The sequence below is a fragment of the Nocardioides sp. HDW12B genome (genome assembly GCF_011299595.1).
Taxonomy (GTDB): Bacteria; Actinomycetota; Actinomycetes; order Propionibacteriales; family Nocardioidaceae; genus Marmoricola_A.
This window is the reverse complement of the sequence record NZ_CP049867.1, coordinates 3,539,221-3,561,240: the sequence shown is the minus strand read 5'-3', so window position 1 is coordinate 3,561,240 and position 22,020 is coordinate 3,539,221. Positions and strand designations below refer to the sequence as shown.

Below are 22,020 nucleotides of genomic sequence, written 5' to 3'. Positions count from 1 at the left end.
ACAGCGGGGGGTGCCGGAGGCCGGGCGTGCGTGCCAGAGTGGACGCACGATGTCCAAGGTCGCGGTGGTCGGGGCGGGCGCCGTGGGCACAGCGATCGCCTACGCGGCCCAGATCCGTGGCGTCTGCCGACGCCTGGCGCTGTACGACGTCGACGCCGCCAAGGTGCGTGCCGAGGTCCTCGACCTGAACCACGGCCTCCAGTTCACCCCGATGGCGCAGATCGTCGGTGGTGACGACCTCGAGGTCTGCGCCGGCTCCGACGTCGTCGTGATCACGGCCGGGGCGAAGCAGAAGCCCGGTCAGACCCGGCTCGACCTCGCAGCGGCGAACGTCGAGATGTGCCGCGGGCTCGTGCCGCGGCTCGTCGCCATCGCGCCCGACGCGCTGCTGCTCGTGGTGACCAACCCCGTCGACGTGGTGACGTTCGCGGCCCAGCAGTTCTCCGGCTGGCCCTCCCACCGCGTCTTCGGCTCGGGCACGGTGCTGGACTCCTCGCGGCTGCGCTTCCTGATCGCCGAGCACACGGGCGTCGCCGTGCAGAACGTCCACGCCTACATCGCCGGCGAGCACGGCGACTCCGAGGTGCCGCTGTGGTCGACGGCCTCGATCGGCGGGGTCCCGGTGCAGGACTGGTCCCACACGGGGGACACCCCGCTGGACGCCGCGGCCCGGGCCGCGATCCACGAGCGGGTGGTGCGCGCGGCGTACGAGATCATCGCCGGCAAGGGCGCGACCAGCCTGGCGATCGGGCTCGCCGTCGCCCGCATCCTCGAGGCGGTCCTCCACGACGAGCACCGGGTGCTGCCGGTGAGCTCGCGCCTCGACGACGTGCACGGGGTGAGCGGCGTGTGCCTGTCGATGCCCTCGGTGGTCGGGCGCCAGGGCGTGGAGCGGGTGCTGCCGACGCCGCTCAGCGCCGAGGAGCGCACGCAGCTCCTGGTCTCGGCGGAGGCGGTGCGGAGCGCGGCCCAGAGCCTCGGGCTGAGCGACCACTGACCCCGCGCGCAGCCGCCCCGCCGTACGTCGACGCGTGGCCGGTTCCGGTCCGGTTCCGTCCGGAACCGGTCCTAGCGTGGCCGGCATGACGACCTCGGACCACCCCGCTGCCTCCGCCTCGACCGTGCCGGACGCCGCGGTCCTCGACTGGCTCCTCGCCGGCGACCCCGCGATCCGCTGGCAGACGATGCGGGACCTGACGGCAGCGTCCGCCGACGAGGTCGCCGCGGAGCGGGCCCGGGTCGAGACGGAGGGGTGGGGCGCCCGGCTGCTCGCCCTGCGCGATGCCGATGGCCTCTGGGCCGGCGGCGCCTGCTTCCCGCGGAAGGTCGTCGACGACTGGAAGGCAGGCATCGAGCCCGACTTCTCCGACGGTCAGCCGTGGACCTCCACCCTGCCGGTGCTGCGGGTGCTGCGCGACCTCGGGCTCGACCCGGGGAGCGCGGCGGCCCGGGAGACCGTCGCGCTGGTGACGGAGAACGGCCGCTGGGAGCACGACGACCAGGCGTTTTTCGACGGCGAGGTGGAGCCCTGCATCAACGGCCAGACCCTCGCGATCGGGTCGTGGTTCGGCGCCGACGTCGACGTCCTGGTCACCGGGCTGCTCGGCGAGCAGCTCGCCGACGGCGGCTGGAACTGCGAGACCGAGCGCGGCTCGACGGTGTCGTCGTTCCACACCACGATCTGCGTGGTCGAGGGCCTGCTCGACTACGAGCGGTCCGGCGGCGCCGTTCCGGTCGCCGACGCGCGACGACGGGGCGAGGAGTACCTCCTCGAGCGGCACCTGCTCCGCCGTCGGAGCACGGGGGAGGTCGTGAGCGACGGGTGGCTGCGGTTCGCCTGGCCGCCGCGGTGGCACTACGACGTGCTGCGCGGTCTCGACCACCTGCGGGCGGCGGGCGGACCGCCGGACGCACGCACCGCGGACGCCGTACGGCTCGTGCGGGACAAGCAGCAGCCGGACGGACGCTGGCTGCTGGAGCGGACCCACGGCGGGCAGACGTGGTTCGCGTTCGAGGAGGACGGCGAGCCGAGCCGCTGGAACACCCTGCGCGCGCTGCGCGTCCTCGCCTGGGCGGACGGCGCCTGAGCCGGCCGGACTGACCGCGGGTGAGGGCGGCGTCGGCTCAGAGCGCCTCGACCACGGCCTTCAGCGTGGTCAGGTCCGCGGCCACGGTGGCGGCGTCCCGCTCGACCTCCTCGTCGGACGTGCCCGGCGCCTGGCGCAGGGTGAAGACGACGTCGCACTCGTCGCCGTCGCGGATCACCCGGACCGGGTTGTGCACCACCTGGCCGGACGGCAGCGTGACGTCGTGGTCGAGGACGCCGAGCTCGTTGCGGGGAGCGAAGGCGAAGGTCACGCGCCCCATCGGTGACTCGGTCACCCACTGCTCCCCGTCACGCTCGACCGTGGCCCCGGCGAGACCGGAGGCCCAGCGGGGCAGGTTCAGCGGGTCGGCGGCGAAGACGTAGACCTCGCTCATCGGCCGGGTGATGTGGACGTCGATGTGCCTGGTCCGGGATTCCATGACCACAACGTAGCCAGACCGCGCGCGTGCGAGGACACTGACCGACATGGAGGAGCGGGACGCTGCGCTGGAGCGGGCCCACGCCCACGCGGTCGCGTGGCTCGCGTCGCTCGCCGACCGCCCGGTGGCACCGCGCGCCGACGTCGACGAGGTGGCGGCCGCGCTCGGCCGCGAGCTGCCGGTCGGGCCGTCGGACCCGGTCGACGTCGTCGACCTGCTCGCGGGTGCCAGCGAGCCGGGTCTCACCGCCATGCCGTCGGGCCGGTTCTACGGCATGGTCATCGGTGGGACCCACCCGGCTGCGCTGGCCGCCGACTGGCTGGTCAGCGCCTGGGACCAGAACGCCGGGCTCCGCACCCTGACCCCCGCCGCCGCAGCGGTCGAGGAGGTCACCGCTGCCTGGCTGCTCGACCTGCTCGGTCTGCCCGAGGGCGCGGCCGTCGGGTTCGCCACCGGCGCCACCATGGCCAACTTCACCTGCCTGGCCGCCGCCCGTGACGAGGTGCTGCGTCGAGCCGGCTGGGACCAGGCGTCGCAGGGGCTCCACGGCGCACCGCGCGTGAGGGTCCTGGTGGGCGAGGAGCGTCACGACAGCATCGACCTGGTGCTGCGCTACCTCGGGCTGGGCACCCCCGAGACCGTCGGGTCCGACGAGCAGGGTCGGATCAGGCCCGACGCGCTGGCGCACGCCCTGGCCGACCGGTCCGGGCTGGCGGTCGTCGTGCTCCAGGCGGGCAACGTCCACTCGGGCGCGTTCGACCCGTTTGACGAGGCCGTGTCCCTGGCCCACGAGCACGGCGCCTGGGTGCACGTCGACGGCGCCTTCGGGCTCTTCGCCGCCGCGGCGCCGTCGCTGCGGCACCTGACCCGGGGGCTCGAGCGGGCCGACTCGTGGGCCACCGACGCCCACAAGACCCTCAACGTGCCCTACGACTGCGGCCTCGCGATCGTCCGGGACGCGGTGGCGCTGCGCTCGGCGATGACCATGCACGGCGACTACCTGATCCAGGACGCCGCCGGGGACCCGTTCGAGAAGGTGCCCGAGCTGTCACGCCGCTCCCGGGCCGTGCCGGTCTGGGCGGTGCTGCGCAGTCTCGGGCGGTCCGGGGTCGCCGACCTGGTCGAGACCCTGGCCTCCCACGCCCGGACCTTCGCCGAGCAGGTCGGTGCGCTCGAGGGTGTGGAGGTGCTCAACGACGTCGTGTTCACCCAGGTCTGCGCGAGCTTCGGCAGCGACGGTCGCACCCGCGACGTCGTACGGCGGGTGCTGGCCGACGGCACGACCTGGATGTCGGGATCGCTCTGGCACGGCCGGGCCGTGCTGCGCATCTCCGTGTGCAACTGGTCGACGACCGACGCAGACGTCGCCCGCAGCGTCGAGGCGGTGCGCCGCGCTGCGGCGGGGTGAGCCGAGCGCCTACCTGTCCTCGACCTCGGCGGCGAGCGTCTCGTAGCCGGGGAGGAGCTCGCTCCAGCGCTCGCGGGTGTCGCGGCGCTCGACCCCGCGGACGTGCGCGGAGAGGTCCTCGACGTGGACCTGCAGACCGGCTCCGTAGGCGGCCAGCTGGTCGAGCGGCATCCCGCGCTCCTCGAGGGCCAGGACGGTCTGGTCGCCGTCGGCGGTGAGCGTGACCTGCATCGTGTGCTCGCCCGGCTCCTCGGCGTCCCACGTACGCACGAGCCAGTGGTGCGGCGGGTCGCAGGTCTCGACCCGACCGGTGCCCTCCCACCCGGTCGTGACGAACCGGGCACGGAACTCGCCGCCCGGACGGAGGTCACCACGTCAGCCCTCCCGCGCCGCCCACCGCTCGGAGTCCTCGGCGCGGCCGAGCAGCAGCGACCGCTCGCTCTCGTTGGACGTGAGGGACGCCGCCTCGCGGAACGACGCTGCTGCGTCGGAGTGCCGGCCGGCCCGCGCAAGCAGGTCGCCACGCACGCTGGCCAGCAGGTGGGACCCGGTGAACGCGCGGTCGGGGATGCGGTCGAGGACCGCGAGGCCGGCGTCGGCGTCGTACGCCCGGCCGTGGGCGACGGCGCGGTTGACCTCCACGACCGGCCCGGGTGCGGCCTCGGCCAGCACGTCGTACAACCGCGCGATGGCGCGCCAGTCGGTCTCCTCCGCCGTCGCGGCGCGCGCGTGCCGGGAGGCGATCGCCGCCTGCAGGGAGTAGCGCCCGACGGGCCTGCCCCGGGCAGCGAGCCGCTCCGCGCGCTCGAGGGCGGCGAGCCCGCGCCGGATCAGCAACGCGTCCCAGAGGCTGCGGTCCTGGTCGTCGAGCAGCACCGCCCGTCCCGCGGCGTCGACGCGCGCTGCGGTGCGCGAGGCCTGCAGCTCGAGCAGCGCCTGGAGCCCGTGCACCTCCGGCTCGTCCGGCACGAGGTCGGCGAGCATCCGCGCCAGGCGGATGGCCTCGTCCGTCAGGTCGGTCCGCATCCAGTCGGTGCCGGCGGTGGCGGTGTAGCCCTCGTTGAAGATCAGGTAGACCACCGCCATCACGTCGTCGAGCCGTGCCGTGCGCTCCTCGCCGGTGGGCAGCTCGAAGTCCGCGTGGGCCTCGGCCAGCGTCCGCTTCGCCCGGGAGATCCGTTGCCCCACGGCGGTCTCGCCGGCGAGGAAGCCGCGTGCGATCTCCGCGGTCGACAACCCGGCGACCAGGCGGAGCGTCAGCGCGGCCCGGGACTCAGGGGTCAGCAGCGGGTGGCAGGACAGGAAGACCAGGCGGAGGACGTCGTCCTCGATGAAGTCCACCTGGGAGGAGAGGTCCGGCACGTCGTCCTCCTCACGGACGCTGCGGACGTCGCGGTCGAGCTCTGCGGTCTTGCGGCGCAGGCTCTCGGCGCGGCGGAAGCCGTCGACGGCTCGGCGCCTGGCGGCCGTCATCAGCCACGCGCCGGGGTTGTCGGGGATGCCGCGGACGGGCCAGCTCTCGAGCGCGCTCACCAGCGCGTCCTGGGCCAGGTCCTCGGCGAGGTCGAGGTCGCGGGTCATCCGGGTCAGCGCGCCGACCAGTCGGGCGGACTCCGCTCGCCAGGTGAGCGTGATCGCCTCACCCGTGGTCCCGGCCATGCGGCCAGCCTAGGGCCGGCCGCACGACCGCTTGAGGGAGCGCCGTCAGGCGTCGGAGGGCTCGGGCGGCGCCTCGGAGATCTGCCGCAGCGTGGCGACCATGGTGCACTCGGGCCAGTGCTTCGCGTGGAGCTCGGCGAACTCCTGCTGCGCGGCGACGGCCTCCTCGAGGCTGTCGTACTGCAGCAGCGACCAGCCGCCGACGACCTCCTTGGCCTCGGCGTAGGGACCGTCGACGCGGGTGGTCTCACCCTGACGGACCACGAAGTTCACAGCGTCCTCCGTGCCGAAGAGCCCGCCTCCGTCGAGGAAGTGACCCTTCTGCGCCTGCTCGCCGATGTAGACGTCCATGGCCTCGAACAGCGCCTGCGGGGGCATGCCGCCGCCCTCTTCCATCTTCACCAAACCCATGAACCGTGGCATCGCTGTGCTCCTCAGATCGGTGGGCCACCGCTGATCGGTGACCGACTCACCCCTACGTCGAACGGCATCCTCCGCCTTCGACATCGTCCACGAAAGTTTTCTCGACGGATTTCTCGGGGCGCGCGGCGCCACCGGGCGGGGGTGCTGAATCGGGTGATAGGGGACTAAGGTGACGCGGGCCCCGGACGACAGCGTGCCGGGACGACTCTTCGAGGAGACCCCGTGGTGCGCAGGATGTGGCTCTCGGCAGGCGTGCTGGCGCTCGCCACGACGTTGTTCGTCCCCGCCCAGCAGGCGGCGCAGGCCGAGCAGGCCGAGCCGACCGGGAGCGGCTCGGCCCAGCGTGCGCCGGGCACCGGCGGCATGGACGTGTGGAGCTACAACATCACCGGTGCCGGCACCAACGAGAACAACCCCCGGGACATCAACAACGGTGGGCGTCCCCGGGCGGTCCGCCCGGTCACCAACGCCATCGATGCCGGGCACCGGCCCGACGTCATCGCGCTGCAGGAGGTCTGCCAGTCGCAGTTCACCTACCTGAAGCCGAAGCTCGAGGCGGTCGGCTACACGGTCTCCTGGCGCCCGACGAAGTCCCAGAGACGATGTGCGGCCTACAAGAACTACGCCGAGAGTGCCCCGAAGGGCCACGGGGACCTGATCGCGGTCCCGAGCGGCTACAACCCGACGGCGTACAACTACGACTTCGACCTGGGGACCGCGCAGGTGACCGGCGAGGGCCTCACCTGCCTGGGCTTCCACAAGCTGTCGCGCTTCGTCGTGGCGTGCTCGACCCACCTCTCGGGCACGAACGACCAGCGCACCGCCAAGACCTTCCGCATGCGGCGCGACGAGATCGAGCCGTGGAACGCCCAGGGGTACGGCGTCATCATCGCCGGCGACTTCAACACCGAGCCGTCGCAGGAGCCGATGAAGAACCTCAACCACAGCAACGGGATCATGTACGAGGCCGACCGGACCCAGAACCGGTGGACCCACCAGAACCGGAAGTCGCCGTACGAGCGTCGCAAGATCGACCACGTCTACTTCTCCCACAACTGGTTCCCGCGGTCGAGCTTCGTCAGCGCGCTCGACGCGAAGCCGGAGTACTCCTACCACCGCTTCTTCGCCGCCAGCGCGACCATGCGCTGAGTCTCGCGGTCGAGGCGACTCAGCGCCCCGCGCGGTGGAGCTCCCGGGCGGCGGCGCCGTCGACCACGGTCAGACCGACGAGCGCGATCGCGGCGAAGGTGCCCGCTGTGCCGCGTCGCACGAGGATCGCTGCCTGGACGAGGTTGAGACCGGCTCGAGCGGTCGCCCAGGGCCACCGCGGCCGGCCGGCGAGCAATCCGGTGGCGCACACGGCGTCGGAGATCCCGACGAGACGAGCGAGGCGCCGGTCGTCGATGCCGCACAGGGCGCCTACCGGACCGGGCGCGGCGGTCATGGCCGCGCCGACGACGATGGTGACGACGGCGGCGCCCGAGGTGGTGGTGAGTGCGGACTCCAGCTCCATCGGAGGACAGTAGCCGAGCCGCGACCCCGGGCGCCTCAGCCGGCCGTGCGGCTGGCGACGAGGCCGTTGACGTCCTGGCGTCGCAGCCACGACAGCTCGTGCCGCAGGACGGCGCCGACCCGCTGGCAGAAGGCCTCGGGCTCGTCGGCGGCGTCCGGCAGCTCGGGCACGATGACGTCGACGATGCCGTCGGCGCGCAGGTCGAGCGAGCGCACGCGCTGCGCGCGGGCCAGGTCGGGGGCGTGCGAGGTGTCGCGGTGCACGATCGCGCTCGCGCCCTCCGGCGGCAGCGGGGAGAGCCAGGCGTGCTGGGCCGCCACGACCCGGTCGGCGGGCAGCAGCGCGAGCGCGCCGCCGCCGGTGCCCTGGCCGAGCATGAGCGACAGGGTCGGGGCGCGCAGGGTCACCAGGTCGGCCAGGCACCGGGCGATCTCACCGGCCAACCCGCCCTCCTCGGCCTCGACCGACAGGGCCGCGCCCGGGGTGTCGATGATCGTGAGCAGCGGCATCCGCAGCTCCTCGGCCAGCCGCATGCCGCGCCGCGCCTCGCGCAGCGCCGCCGGGCCGAGGGGGCGCAGCTCGGTCTGCCCGCGGCGGTCCTGGGCCAGCACCACGCACGGCGTCTCGCCGAAGCGCGCCAGCGCCAGCATCAGCCCGGGGTCGTGCTCGCCCTGGCCGGTGCCGTTGAGCGGGACGACGTCGCTGGCGGCGTACTTCAGCAGGCGGCGCACGCCGGGGCGGTCCTTGCGCCGCGACCGGGTGATCGAGTCCCACGTGTCGACGTCGCTCACGGGCGGCAGCGGAGCGACCGGCACCACCGGGTCGCCGGGAGCCAGCAGGATCGCGAGCGCCCGGTCGAGGATGTCGCCGATCTCCTCGGGCTCGACGACGGCGTCGATGAGGCCGTGGGCGTAGAGGTTCTCCGAGGTCTGGACGCCCTCGGGGAACGTCTCGCCGTACAACGCCTCGTAGACCCGGGGGCCGAGGAAGCCGACAAGCGCCTCCGGCTCGGCGACGGTCACGTGGCCCAGCGACCCCCACGACGCCATGACGCCGCCGGTCGTGGGGTGGCGCAGGTAGACCAGGTAGGGCAGGCCGGCCGCCTTGTGGGCCGCGACGGCGGCCGAGATCTGCGCCATCCACACGAAGGCCGGGGTGCCCTCCTGCATCCGGGTGCCGCCCGACACGGGTGCGGCGACGAGCGGCAGACCGAGCGCGGTCGCACGGCGTACGGCGGCGACGATCCGGCGGGCCGAGGCGACGCCGATCGACCCGGCCAGGAAGCGGAACTCGCCCGCCACCACCGCGATGCGCCGTCCGCGCAGCCGCGCGGCACCGGTGACGACCGACTCGTCGACCCCGCTCTTCTCCGCGGCAGCGGCCAGGGCGGCCGCGTAGTCGTCGCTGATCGCGTCCCGCTCGGGCGCGGTGTCCCACGACTCCCAGGAGTCCTCGTCGAGGACGAGGTCGATCAGCTGGGCGGAGTCGAGGCGTTCGCGGCGGGGCACCGCTTCATCCTCACGCACCCCGCGCGGGGGTCAACCCCGATCACAGCTCCTTCGCCATGAGACTCACCACATGGTCGGCGGGACCGCTGCGCCCCACCTCGACGTAGCCGCGGCGGGCGTGGAAGGCCAGCGACGGCGGGTTCGGCGGGTCGACGTTGACCTCGAGGGTCATCCGGCCGAGGCGGCCGGCCTCTGCCTCGAGCTCGTCGTACACCGCGTGCCCGACGCCCCGGCCCCGCGCGGGGCCGGCCAGCACCACCCGGTCGAGGTAGAGGAACTCCTCGTAGGTCTGCGTGAAGAACGCGTAGTGGTCGCCGTCGTACGTCGTGCCCGACTCGATCACGATGACGAAGCCGCCGAACGCGCCGTCGACCTCGATGACGTCGAAGCGGTGCGCCCACCCGTGCAGCTCGGCCATGCGCGCCTCGTCCATGGGGGCGAGGAGGTGGACCTCCTGGGCGTTGAGGGCCAGCACGTCGTCGTGGTCGGCGGCGGTGAGCGGGCGCAGGCGCACCTGCGGGTCGGTCGCGGCGGGCATGGCGCCAGCCTGTCAGCAAACCCGGTCGACAGGCACGCACCCGCCGACGAGACTCGGGCCATGGTCGACCAGCCCCCTTCCGACAGGCCGCCGTCCTGGGACGAGCGCGCCACGCTGCTGACGATGCTCGACTACACGCGACGGTCGGCGTTCGCGAAGTGCGAGGGGCTCGCTCCCGAGCTCGTCGGCGCCACGCCCCTGACCACCTCGCCGCTCATGTCGATCGGCGGCGTGGTCAACCACCTCCGCTGGGTCGAGCACTCCTGGATCGAGAACCGCTTCGTCGGCGGCCCGGACCTGGGGCCGTGGACGCGGGAGGAGCCGGAGAAGGAGTTCTCCGACGGTGCCGTCGCCCCGATCGAGGAGACGCTCGCGGGCTACGAGGAGCAGATCGCCCGGACCGACGCGATCATCGCGGGGCTCGACCTCGACGACCGCTCCCGGACGCCGTTCCGCTCCGGCGAGGCACCCACCCTGCGCTGGGTGATCCTGCACCTCGTGGAGGAGAACGCCCGCCACAACGGCCACCTCGACATCCTGCGCGAGACCCTCGACGGCACGCGCGGGGACTGACCGCTGCGTCAGGTGCGGCGCTCCAGCAGGACGAGGACCTCGGCGTGGTCGGTGTGGGGGAACATGTCGAACAGGCGGCCACGGACCGGGCGCAGGCCCGGCATCGCCTCCAGGTCGCGGGCCAGCGACACCGGGTTGCAGCTGGAGTAGAGCAGGTGCGCCGGACGGGTGGCCTCCAGCGAGGCGCACAGGTCGGGCCCGAGCCCGCGCCGCGGCGGGTTCACCACGACCAGGTCGGCGGCGTCCGCCGGGTCCTGGTCGCGCACCCAGGTGACGGCGTCCCCGGCGACGAACCTCGTGTCCTCGGGCGCGCTCTCCTGCGCCGCCGCCACCGCTGCCTCGCTCAGCTCGACACCGGTCACCCGACGGCCCGGCGCGGCCAGGTGGCGGGCGAAGCCTCCCACACCGCAGTAGAGGTCCCACACCGACGACGGCGCGACCTCGCCGGCCCACTCACGCGCCTGCCGGTAGAGCGCCGCCGCGACGTCGGTGTTGGTCTGGAAGAACGACTGCGGCCGCAGCGGCAGCACGAGGTCGTTGACCGGCATCGGCAGCGTGGCACCGTGGAGCAGCTCCTCGTGCTCGCCCTCGAGCACCGCGGCGTGCTGCGGCTGCACGTTGACGCTGACCACGTCGAGCGGCAGGTCGCTCAGCAGGTCCGGCAGGTGCTTGCGGATCCGCGCCAGCGCCTCGGTCGAGCGCAGCACGAGGCGCAGCATCAGCCGGCCGTCGCGGTTGGCGGTCAGCAGCAGGTGCTTGAGCTCACCGCGCCGCTCGGGCACGGAGTACGGCGTCAGCCGGGCGTTCGTGACGAACGCGGCCAACCGGGGGAGGGCGTCGTGGATGGCCGGCACGTGCAGGTGGCATCCGCGCAGGTCGGTGCCCCCGCCGGCGGCGTCGAGGATGCCGAGCGTCGGGTCCTCGACCGTTCCGGCGACGACCATCTTGGCCTTGGTCCGGAACCGCTCCTCGGCGCTGGCGACGGGCGGGAGCCACGTCGGGACGCTCAGGCGCTCCTCGACGGCGGCCTGCTTGGCCGTCAGCTGCTCGTCGTACGGCGTGCGGAGGTGGGTGCAGGACCGGCAGAGGTCTGCCTCGAAGTACTCACAGCGCACCCCGTGACTGTAGGGGCACGGACGGGCCGCGGTTTTCGGAGCGGTCGTCAGGCGGCGGCGAGGTCGGCCAGGGCCGCGAAGGAGCCGAGCAGCGCCCGCTCCTTCTTCATCGCACCGGCGATGGCGGGGTGGTCGGCGTGGGCCTCGAGGATCCGACGGGCGTGGGCCTGGCGGCGCTGCACGGCCGCGAAGGCCTTCATCACGTCGGCCTGGAGGTCGCCGTCGCCGGCCTCGATCTTCACGTAGATCTCACCGGCCAGCGCGGTGCGCCAGTCGCGCTGCAGCTCCTCGAGGATCGCGGCCTCACTGGTGAAGTGGTCCCACACGTGGGGGACCAGCCGCCAGGGCTGCTCGTAGGTGCCGGTGCGGCCCGCGGTCGCGACCATCTCGGCCAGCACCTGGTGCCGCTTGCGTCGTACCACTCCTGAGACCCACATGGCGTCCTCCCAGTGACTGACCCTGTCTGACCGTGCTTGACCCTGCCCGGTGTCGGCGACGCCGAGCGGTTCCAACGGCCCTCCCAAGCCAAAGGTCCCGCACCGGACATCTCCTGACACATGTATGCCCTGAGATGTGGATCACAAACACGTCCGACACGCAAATTGCGACACGCGTTGGCGGCGCACGGAAAAACCGTGAGGCCCCCGGCTCCAGAGCAGGAGCGGGGGCCTCACGGGTGGTGCGTGACGGCTCAGAGGGAGCCGATGAGCAGGGCGCCGTCGTCGTCCTCGTCGTCGGGCTTGTCGGCCTTCTCGGCGGTGGGCTTCGACTCCGGAGCAGCCTTCGCCGGCTCCTCCTTCTTCTCCTCGGCCGCGGGCTCGGGAGCCTTCTCGGGCTCCGGCTCCGGCTCGGGGGCCTTCTCCGGCTCGGGGGCCTTCTCGGGGGCCTTCTCGGGGGCCGGAGCAGCGGCGGCCGGGGGCTGGGCCTCGGGCTTGTCGGTGCTGACCGGCTCGGAGGTGCCGGAGGTGGAGTTCAGCGCGCCCTCGAGCTCCGCCTTGACCTCCGCCAGCACCTCCGCCTTGAGCTCCGCCTTCAGCTTGGCCTTGAACTCGCTGATGTCCACCTCGTCACCTTCCAGGATCGACTCGACGTCTTGGTTGTCCCACAGCGCGATGACGCCCGCCGGATGCGGCGCGGTCGGCTGGGTGGTCGGCGAGACCGCGGTTGCGGGCTCGGGGTCCGGCTCGGTCGGGAGAGCCGGGGTATCGGGGTGCGCGGCGTCGTTGTGCTCGACGGCCTCGCTGCCGCTGGTCCGCTCGAAGCCGCAGCCCGCGATGGTGCAGCGGTACGTCGTGCCGTCGGTGACGAAGTGGACGTCCGTGCCGTCGGAGAGCAGGAACGGCTGCCACCTGTCCTTGACCGGGAGCGGGCCGGAGAACGGCTGGCCGTCGCGGCGTACCGCTGCCAGCAGCATCTGCGCGACGTCGAGGACCTCGACCTCCTCGCGGGCGTCGCCGGAGTCCTGCAGCGCGGTGAGGCCGTCGGAGAGCATGACCCGGCAGAACGGGCAGCCGACCGCGATCTGGTCCGCGCCGGTGCCCACCGCCTCGGTGGTCCGGTTCACGTTGATGCGCGAACCGATGTTCTCCTCCATCCACATGCGCGCGCCGCCGGCGCCGCAGCAGAAGGACCGCTCGCTGTTGCGCTCCATCTCCTTGAACTCGGTCGAGGGGATGACCGACAGCAGCTCGCGCGGCGGCGTGTAGACCTGGTTGTGACGACCCACGTAGCAGGGGTCGTGGTAGGTCAGGGTCCGCTTCGGGCCGTCCTCGGCCGCGACCGGGGTGAGGCGACCCTCGCGCACCAGCGTGTTCAGCAGCTGGGTGTGGTGGACGACCTCGAGCTCGACGCCGAACTGCGCGTACTCGTTCTTCAACGTGTTGAAGCAGTGGGCGCAGGTCGAGACGACCTTCTTCGCCTTGGCCTCGGTGAGCGTCGCGGCGTTCTCCATGGCGAGCTGCTGGAAGAGGAACTCGTTGCCCGCGCGACGGGCCGAGTCGCCGGTGCAGGTCTCGCCGTTGCCGAGGACGGCGAAGTCGACGCCCGCGGTGGAGAGCAGCTCGGCGACCGCGGCGGTGGTCTTCTTCGCGCGGTCCTCGTAGGCGCCGGCGCAGCCGACCCAGAACAGCCAGTCGACCTCGTCGAGGCTCTCGACGTCCTCGCCGACGACCTTGACGTCGAAGGGCAGGTCCTTGGCCCAGTCCATGCGCGCCTTCGCGCTCATGCCCCACGGGTTGCCCTTGTTCTCCAGCTGCTTGAAGAGACCGTTGAGCTCGGCGGGGAAGTTCGACTCGATGAGCACCTGGTAGCGACGCATGTCGACGATGTGGTCCACGTGCTCGATGTCGACCGGGCACTGCTCGACGCAGGCACCGCACGTGACGCAGGACCAGAGCACGTCGGGGTCGATGACGCCCGAGCCGTCCTCCGGCATGTAGAACCAGTCGTCGCCGGTGTCGCCGATGAGCGGGCGCTCGACCTCCATCGTCAGGGAGGTGCTGCCGTGGCCCTTGCCGCCGGCGTGGGCGGCGCCGGCGCCGGTGATGTCACCGGGGCCCGAGCCGTTGAGGCCGGACTTGTTGGCGTCGGCGGCGAGCAGCTTCTCGCGCTTCTCCTCGTCGGCGAGGATGTACGGCGCCCTGGCGAACGCCGCGTCGCGCAGCGCCATGATCATGAGCTTGGGCGACAGCGGCTTCTCGGTGTTCCAGGCCGGGCACTGCGACTGGCAGCGACCGCACTCGGTGCAGGTCGCGAAGTCGAGCATGCCCTTCCAGGAGAAGTCCTCGATCGAGCCGACGCCGAGCTTGGTGTCCTCGTCGAAGTCGTCGGCGTCCTCGAGGTTGAGGACCTTGCCGTCGCTCATCAGCGGCTTGGCGGCGCCCAGGGCGACCGGCCGGCGGCCGAACATGACGTTCAGCGGGGCGACGAAGATGTGCAGGTGCTTGGAGTTCAGCACGATGATCAGGAACACCAGCATCACGCCGATGTGGAGCATCAGCCCGACGCCCTCGAGGATCTCCAGCGTGTGCTCGCTGAGCCCGGACAGCAGGGCCCCGACACCCTGGGAGACGAACGCCCCGTTGCCGTAGGGCAGGTTGTCGTTGGCCGCTCCGGCGCCACGGAACAGGAACATCGTCCAGATGACGTTGAAGATCATGAACAGCACCATCCAGGCGCCGCCGAGGTGCGAGCCCTTGAAGCGGGACTGGCGTCCGAGCTTCTTCGGGGAGTTCTTCAACCGGATCTGAGCGAAGAGAGCCAGACCCACGAGCGCCAGGACCGCGATCATGTCCTGGGCGAAGCCGAGCAGGTCCCACCGGCCCACGATCGGGATGGCGAACTCGTCGGGGAAGGTGAACAGTGCGCCGTAGGCCTCGACGTACACGGTGCCGAGGATGAGGAACGCCCAGAACACGAAGGCGTGCGCGACGCCGGGCACCGACCACTTCAGCAGCTTCTTCTGGCCGAACACCTCGACCAGCTGGGTCTTCAGGGCCAGACCGACGCGTCCGGTGACGCCCCTGATCCGGTCAGGGGCGGGCTGGCCGCTGGTGATCAGCCGCGCGAGGAAGCTCACGCGCTTGGCCGCCAGCGGCAGGGCGACCGCGTTCATCAGCAGCCCCAGGATCAGCACCCAAGTCACTCGTCCACGCTCCGTCCGGCGTCAGGGGGTGTCGCTTCCGCGAGCCTATTGCGCCGGGCCCCTGGTGCGGGGCGCTTCGGTGCCCCGTCATCTTACTCACGGGTAACCACGACGGAGGTCGGCCTGTAGCCGGGGTCACAGGTCACGTGACGGTCCGGGCACGGCGTACCGGCCCGTGCTTCCCGAACGAACCTGGCGCTTCCCGAGCGATGCTTCGCTCGGGAAGCGCCGGTTTCACCAGGTACCTAGTGAAACCGGCAGCCCCCTCACACCAGGCGGCCGGCGCGGGTGAAGTCGAGCCGGACCCTGGTGAGGTCGCCGTCGGCGGCGCGGGCGCAGTAGGTGAAGCGGGTGCCGAGGCGCTGGTGCGGCTGACCGGCGCGCAGCAGGACCTCCTTGACGGTGAGGCCGGACCGCAGGCCGCGGATCAGCGAGGCCTTCTTGGCCACCGACGGCTGGCGGCAGGCGTCGTTGCTGACGCCCTCGGCCCGCTCCCACATCTGCAGGTAGGCCTCCGCGCCGCGCATCATGTCGTCGCGGATGGCCGCACCGTCGGAGCCCGCCACGTGCTCGAGGTCCTCGAACCAGTCGGGGTAGAGGCCGTAGTGCGCGACCCCGTCGGCGTTGATGTCGTAGACCCGCTCGCCGCTGACCTGCTTGCGCACGGTGACGCCGCCGTAGCCCTTGAAGGGGTAGGTGACCGGGTTCTGCGCCGCGGTGGGGCGCGGGTCGCCCTGCGCGCCGAGGCCGTTGATGTCGGCGCCGTAGCCGAAGCCGAAGTAGAAGCGCCCGTCGGCCCACTTCAGGTGCTGGCGCCACTTGCCGACGAATCCGGTGGAGTCGCCGGCGTACGGCGTGATGAAGCCACCCATCTTGTAGATCCGGGGGTAGGCGTCGGGGGTGGCCCAGGAGTGGCTCGAGAGCACGCCGGGGTAGTCCATCTCCTCGAGGACGTCGAGGCTCGACTGACGGGCCTTGACGCTCATGTGGTCGGGGTCGAAGACCATCTTGCGCTGGGCCAGCCGCTTGACGAGGTGCTCGCCGAGGCTGCTCAGGCCGGTCTGGTTGCAGTGCGGGGCCGGCGGGTAGACCGGCGCCGGCTGCAGGGTGTCGCCGAACAGGTCGGCGATCGCGCCGAAGAGGGCGTCCTGCTGCTGGGCGTCGATGTCGGGCTGGGCGTACTGCTCCTTGTCGTGCACGCCCGGCTCCACCGGCTCCTCGCAGGTCTCCATCCGCCAGAAGGACCCGGTCTCGGCGAAGTTGGCCGAGTTGACCACCGCCCCGGTCTGGCCCTCGTCGCCGGTGATCCCCGACAGCGCGTTGTCGAACTTGTTGACGATCTCCATCTGCCGCACGCCCATCCGGTGCGCACGGTCCAGGGCGGCGTCGATCGACGCCTCGTCGCACTGCGGCACGGTCGCCTTGACGGAGCAGCCGAAGGGGATCGAGGTCTCGATGCCCATGATCACCGCGAGCTTGCCCTGGTTGATGACCCGGCGCGCCTCGAACGGGCTGGTGACGATGCGGTACCAGCCCTTGCCGGGACCGCCGTACTGCGCGTCGATGTACTTCTCGAAGTCGCGCATGTCCTGGGCCTGCAGCTCGACCGACTTGGTGTCGTCGCACTGCGTCTTCGCGAAGGTCTCCGCGTCCTTGAACGGGTAGAGCTGGCAGAGCTGGTTGTTCTCGACGAGCAGGTTGGTGAACAGCCGCAGGCCGCCGCGCCAGGACCGCTCCATCCACTTGTGGTAGGTGCCCTCGTGGGTGAGCGACTCAGGTGCCGGCCAGTCCTTGAAGGTCGGCCACCCGACGGGGTCGTGCCGGGGCTCGCCGGTCAGGGCGGCCTCGAGGGCGTTGACGCCGTTGGTGGCGCGGTGGTCGGGGCAGTCCACCAGCGCCTGCGTCACGCCGTACGGCGACCACGGTTTGCCGCAGTGCGCTCCGCCCGAGAGGAACCGGAAGGCCATGCCGTGGGTGTGGTTGTCGGTGGTGCCGCGCACCTCCTGGAAGGAGCTGGTGCCGGCGAAGGGGCGCCCGCTGATCTGGGTGCCGATCTCGGGCCACGCGCTGCACCCGTCGACCAGGCGCAGGGTGAACTGCGTGCCGCGGCCGGTGGTCAGGGGGCGACCGGAGGTGAGCCGGTCGGTGCCCTGGGCCAGCACGAAGCCGTCCGGCTTGGTGACCGTCCAGATCGACGACTCGTCGGCCTCGGTCGCGGCCGTCACCGTGGGCGCCAGCGGCAGGTCGTCGCTGGAGAGGAAGGACTCCTCGGAGTCCCAGAGGAGGTACTCGCCCAGCGTCGTGGCCTGGAAGTGGAAGGGCTCTGCCGCGCCGGCGGTGGCGGCCCGGGACGCGTAGCCGGCACCGTCGCGGACCACCCAGCCCTGGGGACCGCGCAACGCGTAGCAGCCACCCGCCATCACGTAGCGGTTCTGCGGCGAGGTGCGTCGCTCGGACGGCGCGGGGACCCGGACCAGCTCGGGGTCGGGCTCGGCGCGCTGCGCGACGACCGAGGCCTCGTTGCGCCGTGCCTGGGCGGCGGTGGTCGGGTCGACGGCACCGGCCTCGGCGCCGGCGCGGGAGACCGCGTTCTTGGTCGCGGGGTCGCTGTGGTCGTGCCCGTGCCCGTCATCGGCCCCGGCGGGCTCGGCCAGCAGGGCCACCGGTCCGGCGTGCGTGTGCGGGCGCGACTCGTCCGTCGAGGCGCTCGCTGCGCCCCGGTCGGCGGCGGCCCGGTCGTAGGCCTGGATGAGGGCCTTCTTCTCCGGGGTCGCCTCCCGCGCACCGCCGCCGTAGGACGGCACGACGGCGGTCAGCCCGAGCACCACGCCGAGCGCCGTGACGAGGGAGAGGACGAGGCGCGAGACAAGCCGACGGTCAGTCATCGCCTCATCATGCAACGCCGTGTGTCAAACGTCATCCGATTGAGGCGACCCGGTCGCTCCGGTCCGGATCAGCGGCCCGCGAGGCGGGCACCGAGCTCGGCCGCGGTGCGTCGTACGGCGTCGACGGTGGCTGTGTCGACCCGGTCCACCACGCCGTCGCGACCCTCGCCGCCCGGGTAGGTGACCGCGAGCCCCGCCACCGGGTAGCCGTTGTGGTCGAGGACAGCCGCGGCCACCGAGGCGAAGCCCGGCGTGACCTCGCCCTCCTCGGTCGCGTGCCCGCGCCGGCGGGTGTCGACCAGCAGCGACCGCAGCGCCGACGGGGAGGTCGGCCCGAGGCCCGTCCGGTCGGTGAAGGCGTCGCGGTCGGGGTAGAGCACCCGCACCTGGGCGGGGGTGAGGGCGGCCAGCACCGCCCGGCCGCTGGCGGTGAGGTGCGCGGGCAGCCGGACCCCGACGTCGGTGACCAGGGGCGGTCGCCCGGGAGCCCGCTCCTCGAGCACGTAGAGCACGTCGCGACCGTGCAGGACGGCGAGGTGCGCGCTCTGGCCGACCCGGTCGACGAGCCGTGCCAGGGGTCGGCGCGCGATGCGGGCCAGCGGCGCCTGGCGGCTGTAGCCGCTGCCGACCTCGAAGGCGGCCACGCCGAGCCCGTAGCGGTGCTCCTCGGCGAGGTGGACCACGAAGCCTTCGGCCGCCATCGCGGCGAGGAGGTGGTACGCGGTCGAGCGGGGCAGGTCGCACGCCGCCGCGAGGCGGTCCAGGGGGACCGGCTCGGGCTGTCCGGCCAGGAAGCGCAGGACCCGGAGCGTGCGGGTCGCGGCGGGCACGTTCGTCACGGCCCCAGCATCGTCCAGTCTCGGATCCGAGACAACAGCAGGCGGTGCCCCCTGGTGGCCACGATCCGGCAGCGGTGTGATCGAGGCATGACCGCGACCCGCACCACCTCCCCGGCCGAGCCCGTGCTCGTCGGCACCGGACCGCTGTCGGTGGCCGACGTCGTCGCGGTCGCCCGGCACGGCGCCCCGGTGCAGCTGACCGACGAGGCCGTGGCCGCCATCGGGACCTCCCGGGCCGCGGTCGAGCGGCTGGCCGCGGCCCCGACCCCGGCGTACGGCATCTCGACCGGCTTCGGTGCCCTCGCCACCCGGCACATCGAGCCGACCATGCGCGCGCAGCTGCAGCGCTCGCTCGTCCGCTCCCACGCCGCCGGCAGCGGTCCCGAGGTCGAGCGCGAGGTGACGCGGGCGCTGATGCTGCTGCGGCTCTCGACGCTCGCCACGGGCCGCACCGGCATCCGGCCGGAGACGGCCCGGCTGCTGGCCGACCTGCTCACCCGCGGGATCACCCCGGTCGTCCACGAGTACGGCTCGCTCGGCTGCTCCGGCGACCTCGCGCCACTGTCGCACTGCGCCCTCGCCCTGATCGGCGAGGGCCCGGTACGCCGAGCCGACGGCAGCCCGACCGACGCCGCCACCGCCCTGGGGGAGAGCGGGCTGCGACCGGTCGAGCTCGGCCCCAAGGAGGGCCTGGCCCTGATCAACGGCACCGACGGCATGCTCGGGATGCTGGTCCTCGCGCTGCACGACCTGGCCACGCTGGTCCGGACCGCCGACGTGGCCGCGGCACTGTCGGTCGAGGGCCAGCTCGCCACCGACCGCGTCTTCGCCGCCGACCTCCAGGCCCTGCGGCCGCACCCGGGGCAGGCCGCGAGCGCGGCCAACCTGCGCGCGATCCTCGCCGACTCCGGCGTCGTCGCCTCCCACCGCGGGCCCGACTGCAACCGGGTGCAGGACGCCTACTCGCTGCGCTGCAGCCCGCAGGTGCACGGCGCGGTGCGCGACACCGTGGCCCACGCCGCCGCCGTCGCCGACCGCGAGCTGGCCAGCGCCATCGACAACCCCGTGGTGCTGCCCGACGGCCGGGTCGAGTCGAACGGCAACTTCCACGGCGCCCCGGTGGGCTACGTCCTCGACTTCCTGGCCATCGCCGTGGCCGACCTCGCCTCCATCAGCGAGCGCCGCACCGACCGCTTCCTCGACCGGACCCGCAGCCACGGGCTGCCGCCGTTCCTGGCCGGCGACCCGGGGGTCGACAGCGGCCACATGATCGCGCAGTACACGCAGGCCGGGATCGTCTCGGAGCTCAAGCGCCTGGCCGTCCCGGCCTCGGTCGACTCGATCCCCAGCAGCGCCATGCAGGAGGACCACGTCTCGATGGGCTGGGCCGCGGCCCGCAAGCTGCGCCGGGCGGTCGACGGCCTGACGCGCGTGCTGGCCGTCGAGGTCCTCACCGGCGTCCGCGCCCTCGACCTGCGCGCCCCCCTGGAGCCGTCGCCGGCGACCGCCGCGGTGCGGGCCCTGGTCCGCGAGCACGTCGACGGCCCCGGACCCGACCGGCACCTCGCCCCCGAGATCGAGGCCGCCGTCACGCTCGTGGCGAGCGGCGACGTCGTACGCACCGTGGAAGCAACGATCGGAGAGCTGGCATGAACCCGACGGACGAGACCAACCCGCGCCTGCCGATCCGCGCCGCCCGCGGACCCGGGCTGACGGCGCGCTCGTGGCAGACCGAGGCGGCGCTGCGGATGCTGATGAACAACCTCGACCCCGACAACGCGGAGCGTCCGGAGGACCTGGTCGTCTACGGCGGCTCCGGCAAGGCCGCCCGCGACTGGCCGTCGTACGACGCCCTGGTGCGGACCCTGGAGACGCTGGCCGACGACGAGACCATGCTCGTGCAGAGCGGGCGCCCGGTCGGGGTCTTCCGGACCCACACCTGGGCGCCGCGGGTGCTCCTGGCGAACTCGAACCTCGTCGGCGACTGGGCCACCTGGGAGGAGTTCCGCCGCCTCGAGCACCTGGGACTGACGATGTACGGCCAGATGACGGCCGGGTCCTGGATCTACATCGGCACCCAGGGCATCCTCCAGGGCACCTACGAGACCTTCGCCGCTGTGGCCGAGAAGCTCGCCACCGGGGTCTCGACGGGCTCGACCGACGCGCCGGGGGCGGGCGGCTCCCTGGCCGGCACCATCACGCTGACCGCCGGCCTCGGCGGCATGGGCGGCGCGCAGCCGCTCGCGGTCACCATGAACGACGGTGTCGCGATCTGCGTCGAGTGCGACCCCGAGCGCATCGAGCGCCGCCTGGAGCACCGCTACCTCGACGTCCGCGCCGACTCGCTCGACCACGCCCTCGAGCTCGCCGTGGCCGCCCGCGACGAGCGCCGCCCGCTGTCGATCGGGCTGCTGGGCAACGCCGCCGAGGTGGTGCCCGAGCTGCTGGCGCGACGCGCGCCGATCGACGTGGTCACCGACCAGACCTCGGCGCACGACCCGCTCTACTACCTGCCCGTCGGAGTCGCGGTGGAGGACTGGGCGACGCTGCGCGAGAAGGACCCCGAGGGGTTCACCGAGCGGGCCCGCGAGTCGATGGCGCGCCACGTCGAGGCGATGGTCGGGTTCGCGGACCTCGGCGCCGAGGTCTTCGACTACGGCAACTCGATCCGTGACGAGGCGCGCAAGGGAGGCTTCGACCGCGCCTTCTCCTTCCCCGGCTTCGTGCCGGCCTACATCCGGCCGCTGTTCTGCGAGGGCCGCGGCCCCTTCCGCTGGGCGGCGCTGTCCGGCGACCCCGCCGACATCGCCGCCACCGACCGCGCCATCCTCGAGCTCTTCGGCGACGACGAGCGCCTGCGCCGGTGGATCACCATGGCGGGGGAGCGGGTCGCCTTCCAGGGCCTGCCCGCGCGCATCTGCTGGCTCGGGTACGGCGAGCGCCACCGGGCGGGGCTGAAGTTCAACGAGATGGTGGCCAGCGGGGAGCTGAAGGGCCCGATCGTCATCGGCCGCGACCACCTCGACTGCGGCTCGGTGGCCAGCCCCTACCGCGAGACCGAGGCCATGCTCGACGGCTCCGACGCGATCGCCGACTGGGCGCTGCTCAACGCCCTGGTCAACACCGCCTCGGGCGCGACCTGGGTCTCGATCCACCACGGCGGCGGGGTGGGCATGGGGCGCTCGATCCACGCCGGCCAGGTCTGCGTGGCAGACGGCACCGAGCTGGCGGCGCAGAAGATCGAGCGGGTGCTGACCAACGACCCCGGGATGGGCGTCATCCGCCACGCCGACGCGGGCTACGACCGGGCGGTCGAGGTGGCGGCCGAGCGCGGCGTACGCCTGCCGATGCGGGAGGGCGACCCCGCCGCGCCGGACCGGGCGTGAGACC

The 22,020-nt window shown here is 72.8% G+C and carries 18 protein-coding genes and 1 pseudogene; 7 read left to right on the top strand and 12 right to left on the bottom strand.

Annotation, left to right across the window (positions count from 1 at the left end; all coding sequences use genetic code 11):
- The first annotated feature begins 49 nt into the window (after window positions 1–49).
- Together G7072_RS16650 and G7072_RS16645 are read left to right on the top strand one after the other, a co-directional pair.
- Complete coding sequence (locus G7072_RS16650; RefSeq protein WP_166088354.1) at window positions 50–997, top strand: L-lactate dehydrogenase; 948 nt, start codon at window positions 50–52, stop codon at window positions 995–997.
- Window positions 998–1,082: 85 nt separating this feature from the next.
- The gene (locus G7072_RS16645; RefSeq protein ID WP_166088352.1) at window positions 1,083–2,087 is read left to right on the top strand and encodes a hypothetical protein; all 1,005 of its coding nucleotides are present in this window, start codon (window positions 1,083–1,085) and stop codon (window positions 2,085–2,087) included.
- Between the two features lie 37 nt (window positions 2,088–2,124).
- On the opposite strand, the gene G7072_RS16640 is transcribed toward G7072_RS16645, so the two are convergent.
- A complete protein-coding gene (locus tag G7072_RS16640) occupies window positions 2,125–2,526 on the bottom strand; it encodes an SRPBCC family protein (RefSeq protein ID WP_166088350.1) in 402 nt (133 codons plus the stop codon).
- Window positions 2,527–2,572: 46 nt separating this feature from the next.
- Between G7072_RS16640 and G7072_RS16635 the strand changes: the two genes are divergently transcribed.
- Window positions 2,573–3,934, top strand: coding sequence for an aminotransferase class V-fold PLP-dependent enzyme (locus tag G7072_RS16635; protein WP_166088347.1), 1,362 nt, complete (start codon window positions 2,573–2,575; stop codon window positions 3,932–3,934).
- A 9-nt stretch (window positions 3,935–3,943) separates the two neighbouring features.
- Here the strand turns inward: G7072_RS16635 and G7072_RS16630 are convergent.
- The 3 genes and pseudogenes from G7072_RS16630 to G7072_RS16620 form a co-directional block, all read right to left on the bottom strand.
- Window positions 3,944–4,291, bottom strand: a pseudogene (locus G7072_RS16630) (SRPBCC domain-containing protein); the annotation flags it as partial.
- 18 nt (window positions 4,292–4,309) lie between these two features.
- The gene (locus G7072_RS16625; RefSeq protein WP_166088345.1) at window positions 4,310–5,593 is read right to left on the bottom strand and encodes a sigma-70 family RNA polymerase sigma factor; all 1,284 of its coding nucleotides are present in this window, start codon (window positions 5,591–5,593) and stop codon (window positions 4,310–4,312) included.
- A 45-nt stretch (window positions 5,594–5,638) separates the two neighbouring features.
- Window positions 5,639–6,016, bottom strand: a complete 378-nt coding sequence (locus G7072_RS16620; RefSeq protein ID WP_166088342.1) for a YciI family protein — start codon at window positions 6,014–6,016, stop codon at window positions 5,639–5,641.
- A gap of 222 nt (window positions 6,017–6,238) precedes the next feature.
- Between G7072_RS16620 and G7072_RS16615 the strand changes: the two genes are divergently transcribed.
- Entirely contained in the window at window positions 6,239–7,165 is a 927-nt protein-coding gene (locus G7072_RS16615) for an endonuclease/exonuclease/phosphatase family protein (protein WP_166088340.1), read from the top strand.
- Window positions 7,166–7,184: 19 nt separating this feature from the next.
- Here G7072_RS16615 and G7072_RS16610 read toward each other — a convergent pair whose 3' ends face one another.
- The 3 genes from G7072_RS16610 to G7072_RS16600 are packed head-to-tail and all read right to left on the bottom strand — an operon-like array spanning window position 7,185 to window position 9,575.
- Window positions 7,185–7,529, bottom strand: a complete 345-nt coding sequence (locus G7072_RS16610) for a hypothetical protein (protein WP_166088338.1) — start codon at window positions 7,527–7,529, stop codon at window positions 7,185–7,187.
- 35 nt (window positions 7,530–7,564) lie between these two features.
- Window positions 7,565–9,037: a carboxyl transferase domain-containing protein gene (locus tag G7072_RS16605; RefSeq protein WP_166088336.1), complete on the bottom strand. Its 1,473-nt coding sequence runs from the start codon at window positions 9,035–9,037 to the stop codon at window positions 7,565–7,567.
- A 40-nt stretch (window positions 9,038–9,077) separates the two neighbouring features.
- Window positions 9,078–9,575, bottom strand: coding sequence for a GNAT family N-acetyltransferase (locus G7072_RS16600; RefSeq protein WP_166088334.1), 498 nt, complete (start codon window positions 9,573–9,575; stop codon window positions 9,078–9,080).
- Window positions 9,576–9,635: 60 nt separating this feature from the next.
- Here G7072_RS16600 and G7072_RS16595 point away from each other — a divergent pair, with 60 nt between their 5' ends.
- Window positions 9,636–10,148 carry a DinB family protein gene (locus tag G7072_RS16595; RefSeq protein ID WP_166088332.1) on the top strand — a complete coding sequence of 171 codons (513 nt, stop codon included), beginning with the start codon at window positions 9,636–9,638 and terminating at the stop codon, window positions 10,146–10,148.
- A gap of 8 nt (window positions 10,149–10,156) precedes the next feature.
- Here the strand turns inward: G7072_RS16595 and G7072_RS16590 are convergent, their stop codons facing one another.
- The 5 genes from G7072_RS16590 to G7072_RS16570 form a co-directional block, all read right to left on the bottom strand.
- Window positions 10,157–11,263 (bottom strand): methyltransferase domain-containing protein, encoded by a 1,107-nt coding sequence (locus G7072_RS16590; RefSeq protein WP_166088330.1) that lies wholly within the window; start codon window positions 11,261–11,263, stop codon window positions 10,157–10,159.
- Between the two features lie 47 nt (window positions 11,264–11,310).
- A complete protein-coding gene (locus tag G7072_RS16585) occupies window positions 11,311–11,700 on the bottom strand; it encodes a hypothetical protein (protein WP_166088327.1) in 390 nt (129 codons plus the stop codon).
- Between the two features lie 254 nt (window positions 11,701–11,954).
- Window positions 11,955–14,906 carry a (Fe-S)-binding protein gene (locus G7072_RS16580; protein ID WP_166088325.1) on the bottom strand — a complete coding sequence of 984 codons (2,952 nt, stop codon included), beginning with the start codon at window positions 14,904–14,906 and terminating at the stop codon, window positions 11,955–11,957.
- A 266-nt stretch (window positions 14,907–15,172) separates the two neighbouring features.
- On the bottom strand, window positions 15,173–17,791 hold the full coding sequence (locus tag G7072_RS16575; RefSeq protein WP_166088323.1) for a peptidase: 2,619 nt from the start codon (window positions 17,789–17,791) through the stop codon (window positions 15,173–15,175).
- A 68-nt stretch (window positions 17,792–17,859) separates the two neighbouring features.
- Window positions 17,860–18,630 carry an IclR family transcriptional regulator gene (locus G7072_RS16570; RefSeq protein ID WP_166088321.1) on the bottom strand — a complete coding sequence of 257 codons (771 nt, stop codon included), beginning with the start codon at window positions 18,628–18,630 and terminating at the stop codon, window positions 17,860–17,862.
- Between the two features lie 87 nt (window positions 18,631–18,717).
- Here G7072_RS16570 and hutH point away from each other — a divergent pair, with 87 nt between their 5' ends.
- Both hutH and hutU read left to right on the top strand, forming a co-directional pair.
- A complete protein-coding gene (hutH, locus tag G7072_RS16565; RefSeq protein ID WP_166088318.1) occupies window positions 18,718–20,283 on the top strand; it encodes a histidine ammonia-lyase in 1,566 nt (521 codons plus the stop codon).
- Window positions 20,280–22,016 (top strand): urocanate hydratase, encoded by a 1,737-nt coding sequence (hutU, locus tag G7072_RS16560; RefSeq protein WP_166088315.1) that lies wholly within the window; start codon window positions 20,280–20,282, stop codon window positions 22,014–22,016. Before hutH ends, hutU begins: the two co-directional genes overlap by 4 nt.
- The last annotated feature ends 4 nt before the right edge of the window (window positions 22,017–22,020 follow it).

Coding starts and splice junctions, on each gene's coding strand:
- G7072_RS16585 (WP_166088327.1), bottom strand. CDS start 11,700: ATGTGGGTCTCAGGAGTGGTACGACGCAAGCGGCACCAGGTGCTGGCC.
- G7072_RS16645 (WP_166088352.1), top strand. CDS start 1,083: ATGACGACCTCGGACCACCCCGCTGCCTCCGCCTCGACCGTGCCGGAC.
- G7072_RS16610 (WP_166088338.1), bottom strand. CDS start 7,529: ATGGAGCTGGAGTCCGCACTCACCACCACCTCGGGCGCCGCCGTCGTC.
- hutH (WP_166088318.1), top strand. CDS start 18,718: ATGACCGCGACCCGCACCACCTCCCCGGCCGAGCCCGTGCTCGTCGGC.
- G7072_RS16600 (WP_166088334.1), bottom strand. CDS start 9,575: ATGCCCGCCGCGACCGACCCGCAGGTGCGCCTGCGCCCGCTCACCGCC.
- G7072_RS16575 (WP_166088323.1), bottom strand. CDS start 17,791: ATGACTGACCGTCGGCTTGTCTCGCGCCTCGTCCTCTCCCTCGTCACG.
- G7072_RS16625 (WP_166088345.1), bottom strand. CDS start 5,593: ATGGCCGGGACCACGGGTGAGGCGATCACGCTCACCTGGCGAGCGGAG.
- G7072_RS16620 (WP_166088342.1), bottom strand. CDS start 6,016: ATGCCACGGTTCATGGGTTTGGTGAAGATGGAAGAGGGCGGCGGCATG.
- G7072_RS16635 (WP_166088347.1), top strand. CDS start 2,573: ATGGAGGAGCGGGACGCTGCGCTGGAGCGGGCCCACGCCCACGCGGTC.
- G7072_RS16595 (WP_166088332.1), top strand. CDS start 9,636: ATGGTCGACCAGCCCCCTTCCGACAGGCCGCCGTCCTGGGACGAGCGC.
- hutU (WP_166088315.1), top strand. CDS start 20,280: ATGAACCCGACGGACGAGACCAACCCGCGCCTGCCGATCCGCGCCGCC.
- G7072_RS16650 (WP_166088354.1), top strand. CDS start 50: ATGTCCAAGGTCGCGGTGGTCGGGGCGGGCGCCGTGGGCACAGCGATC.
- G7072_RS16640 (WP_166088350.1), bottom strand. CDS start 2,526: ATGGAATCCCGGACCAGGCACATCGACGTCCACATCACCCGGCCGATG.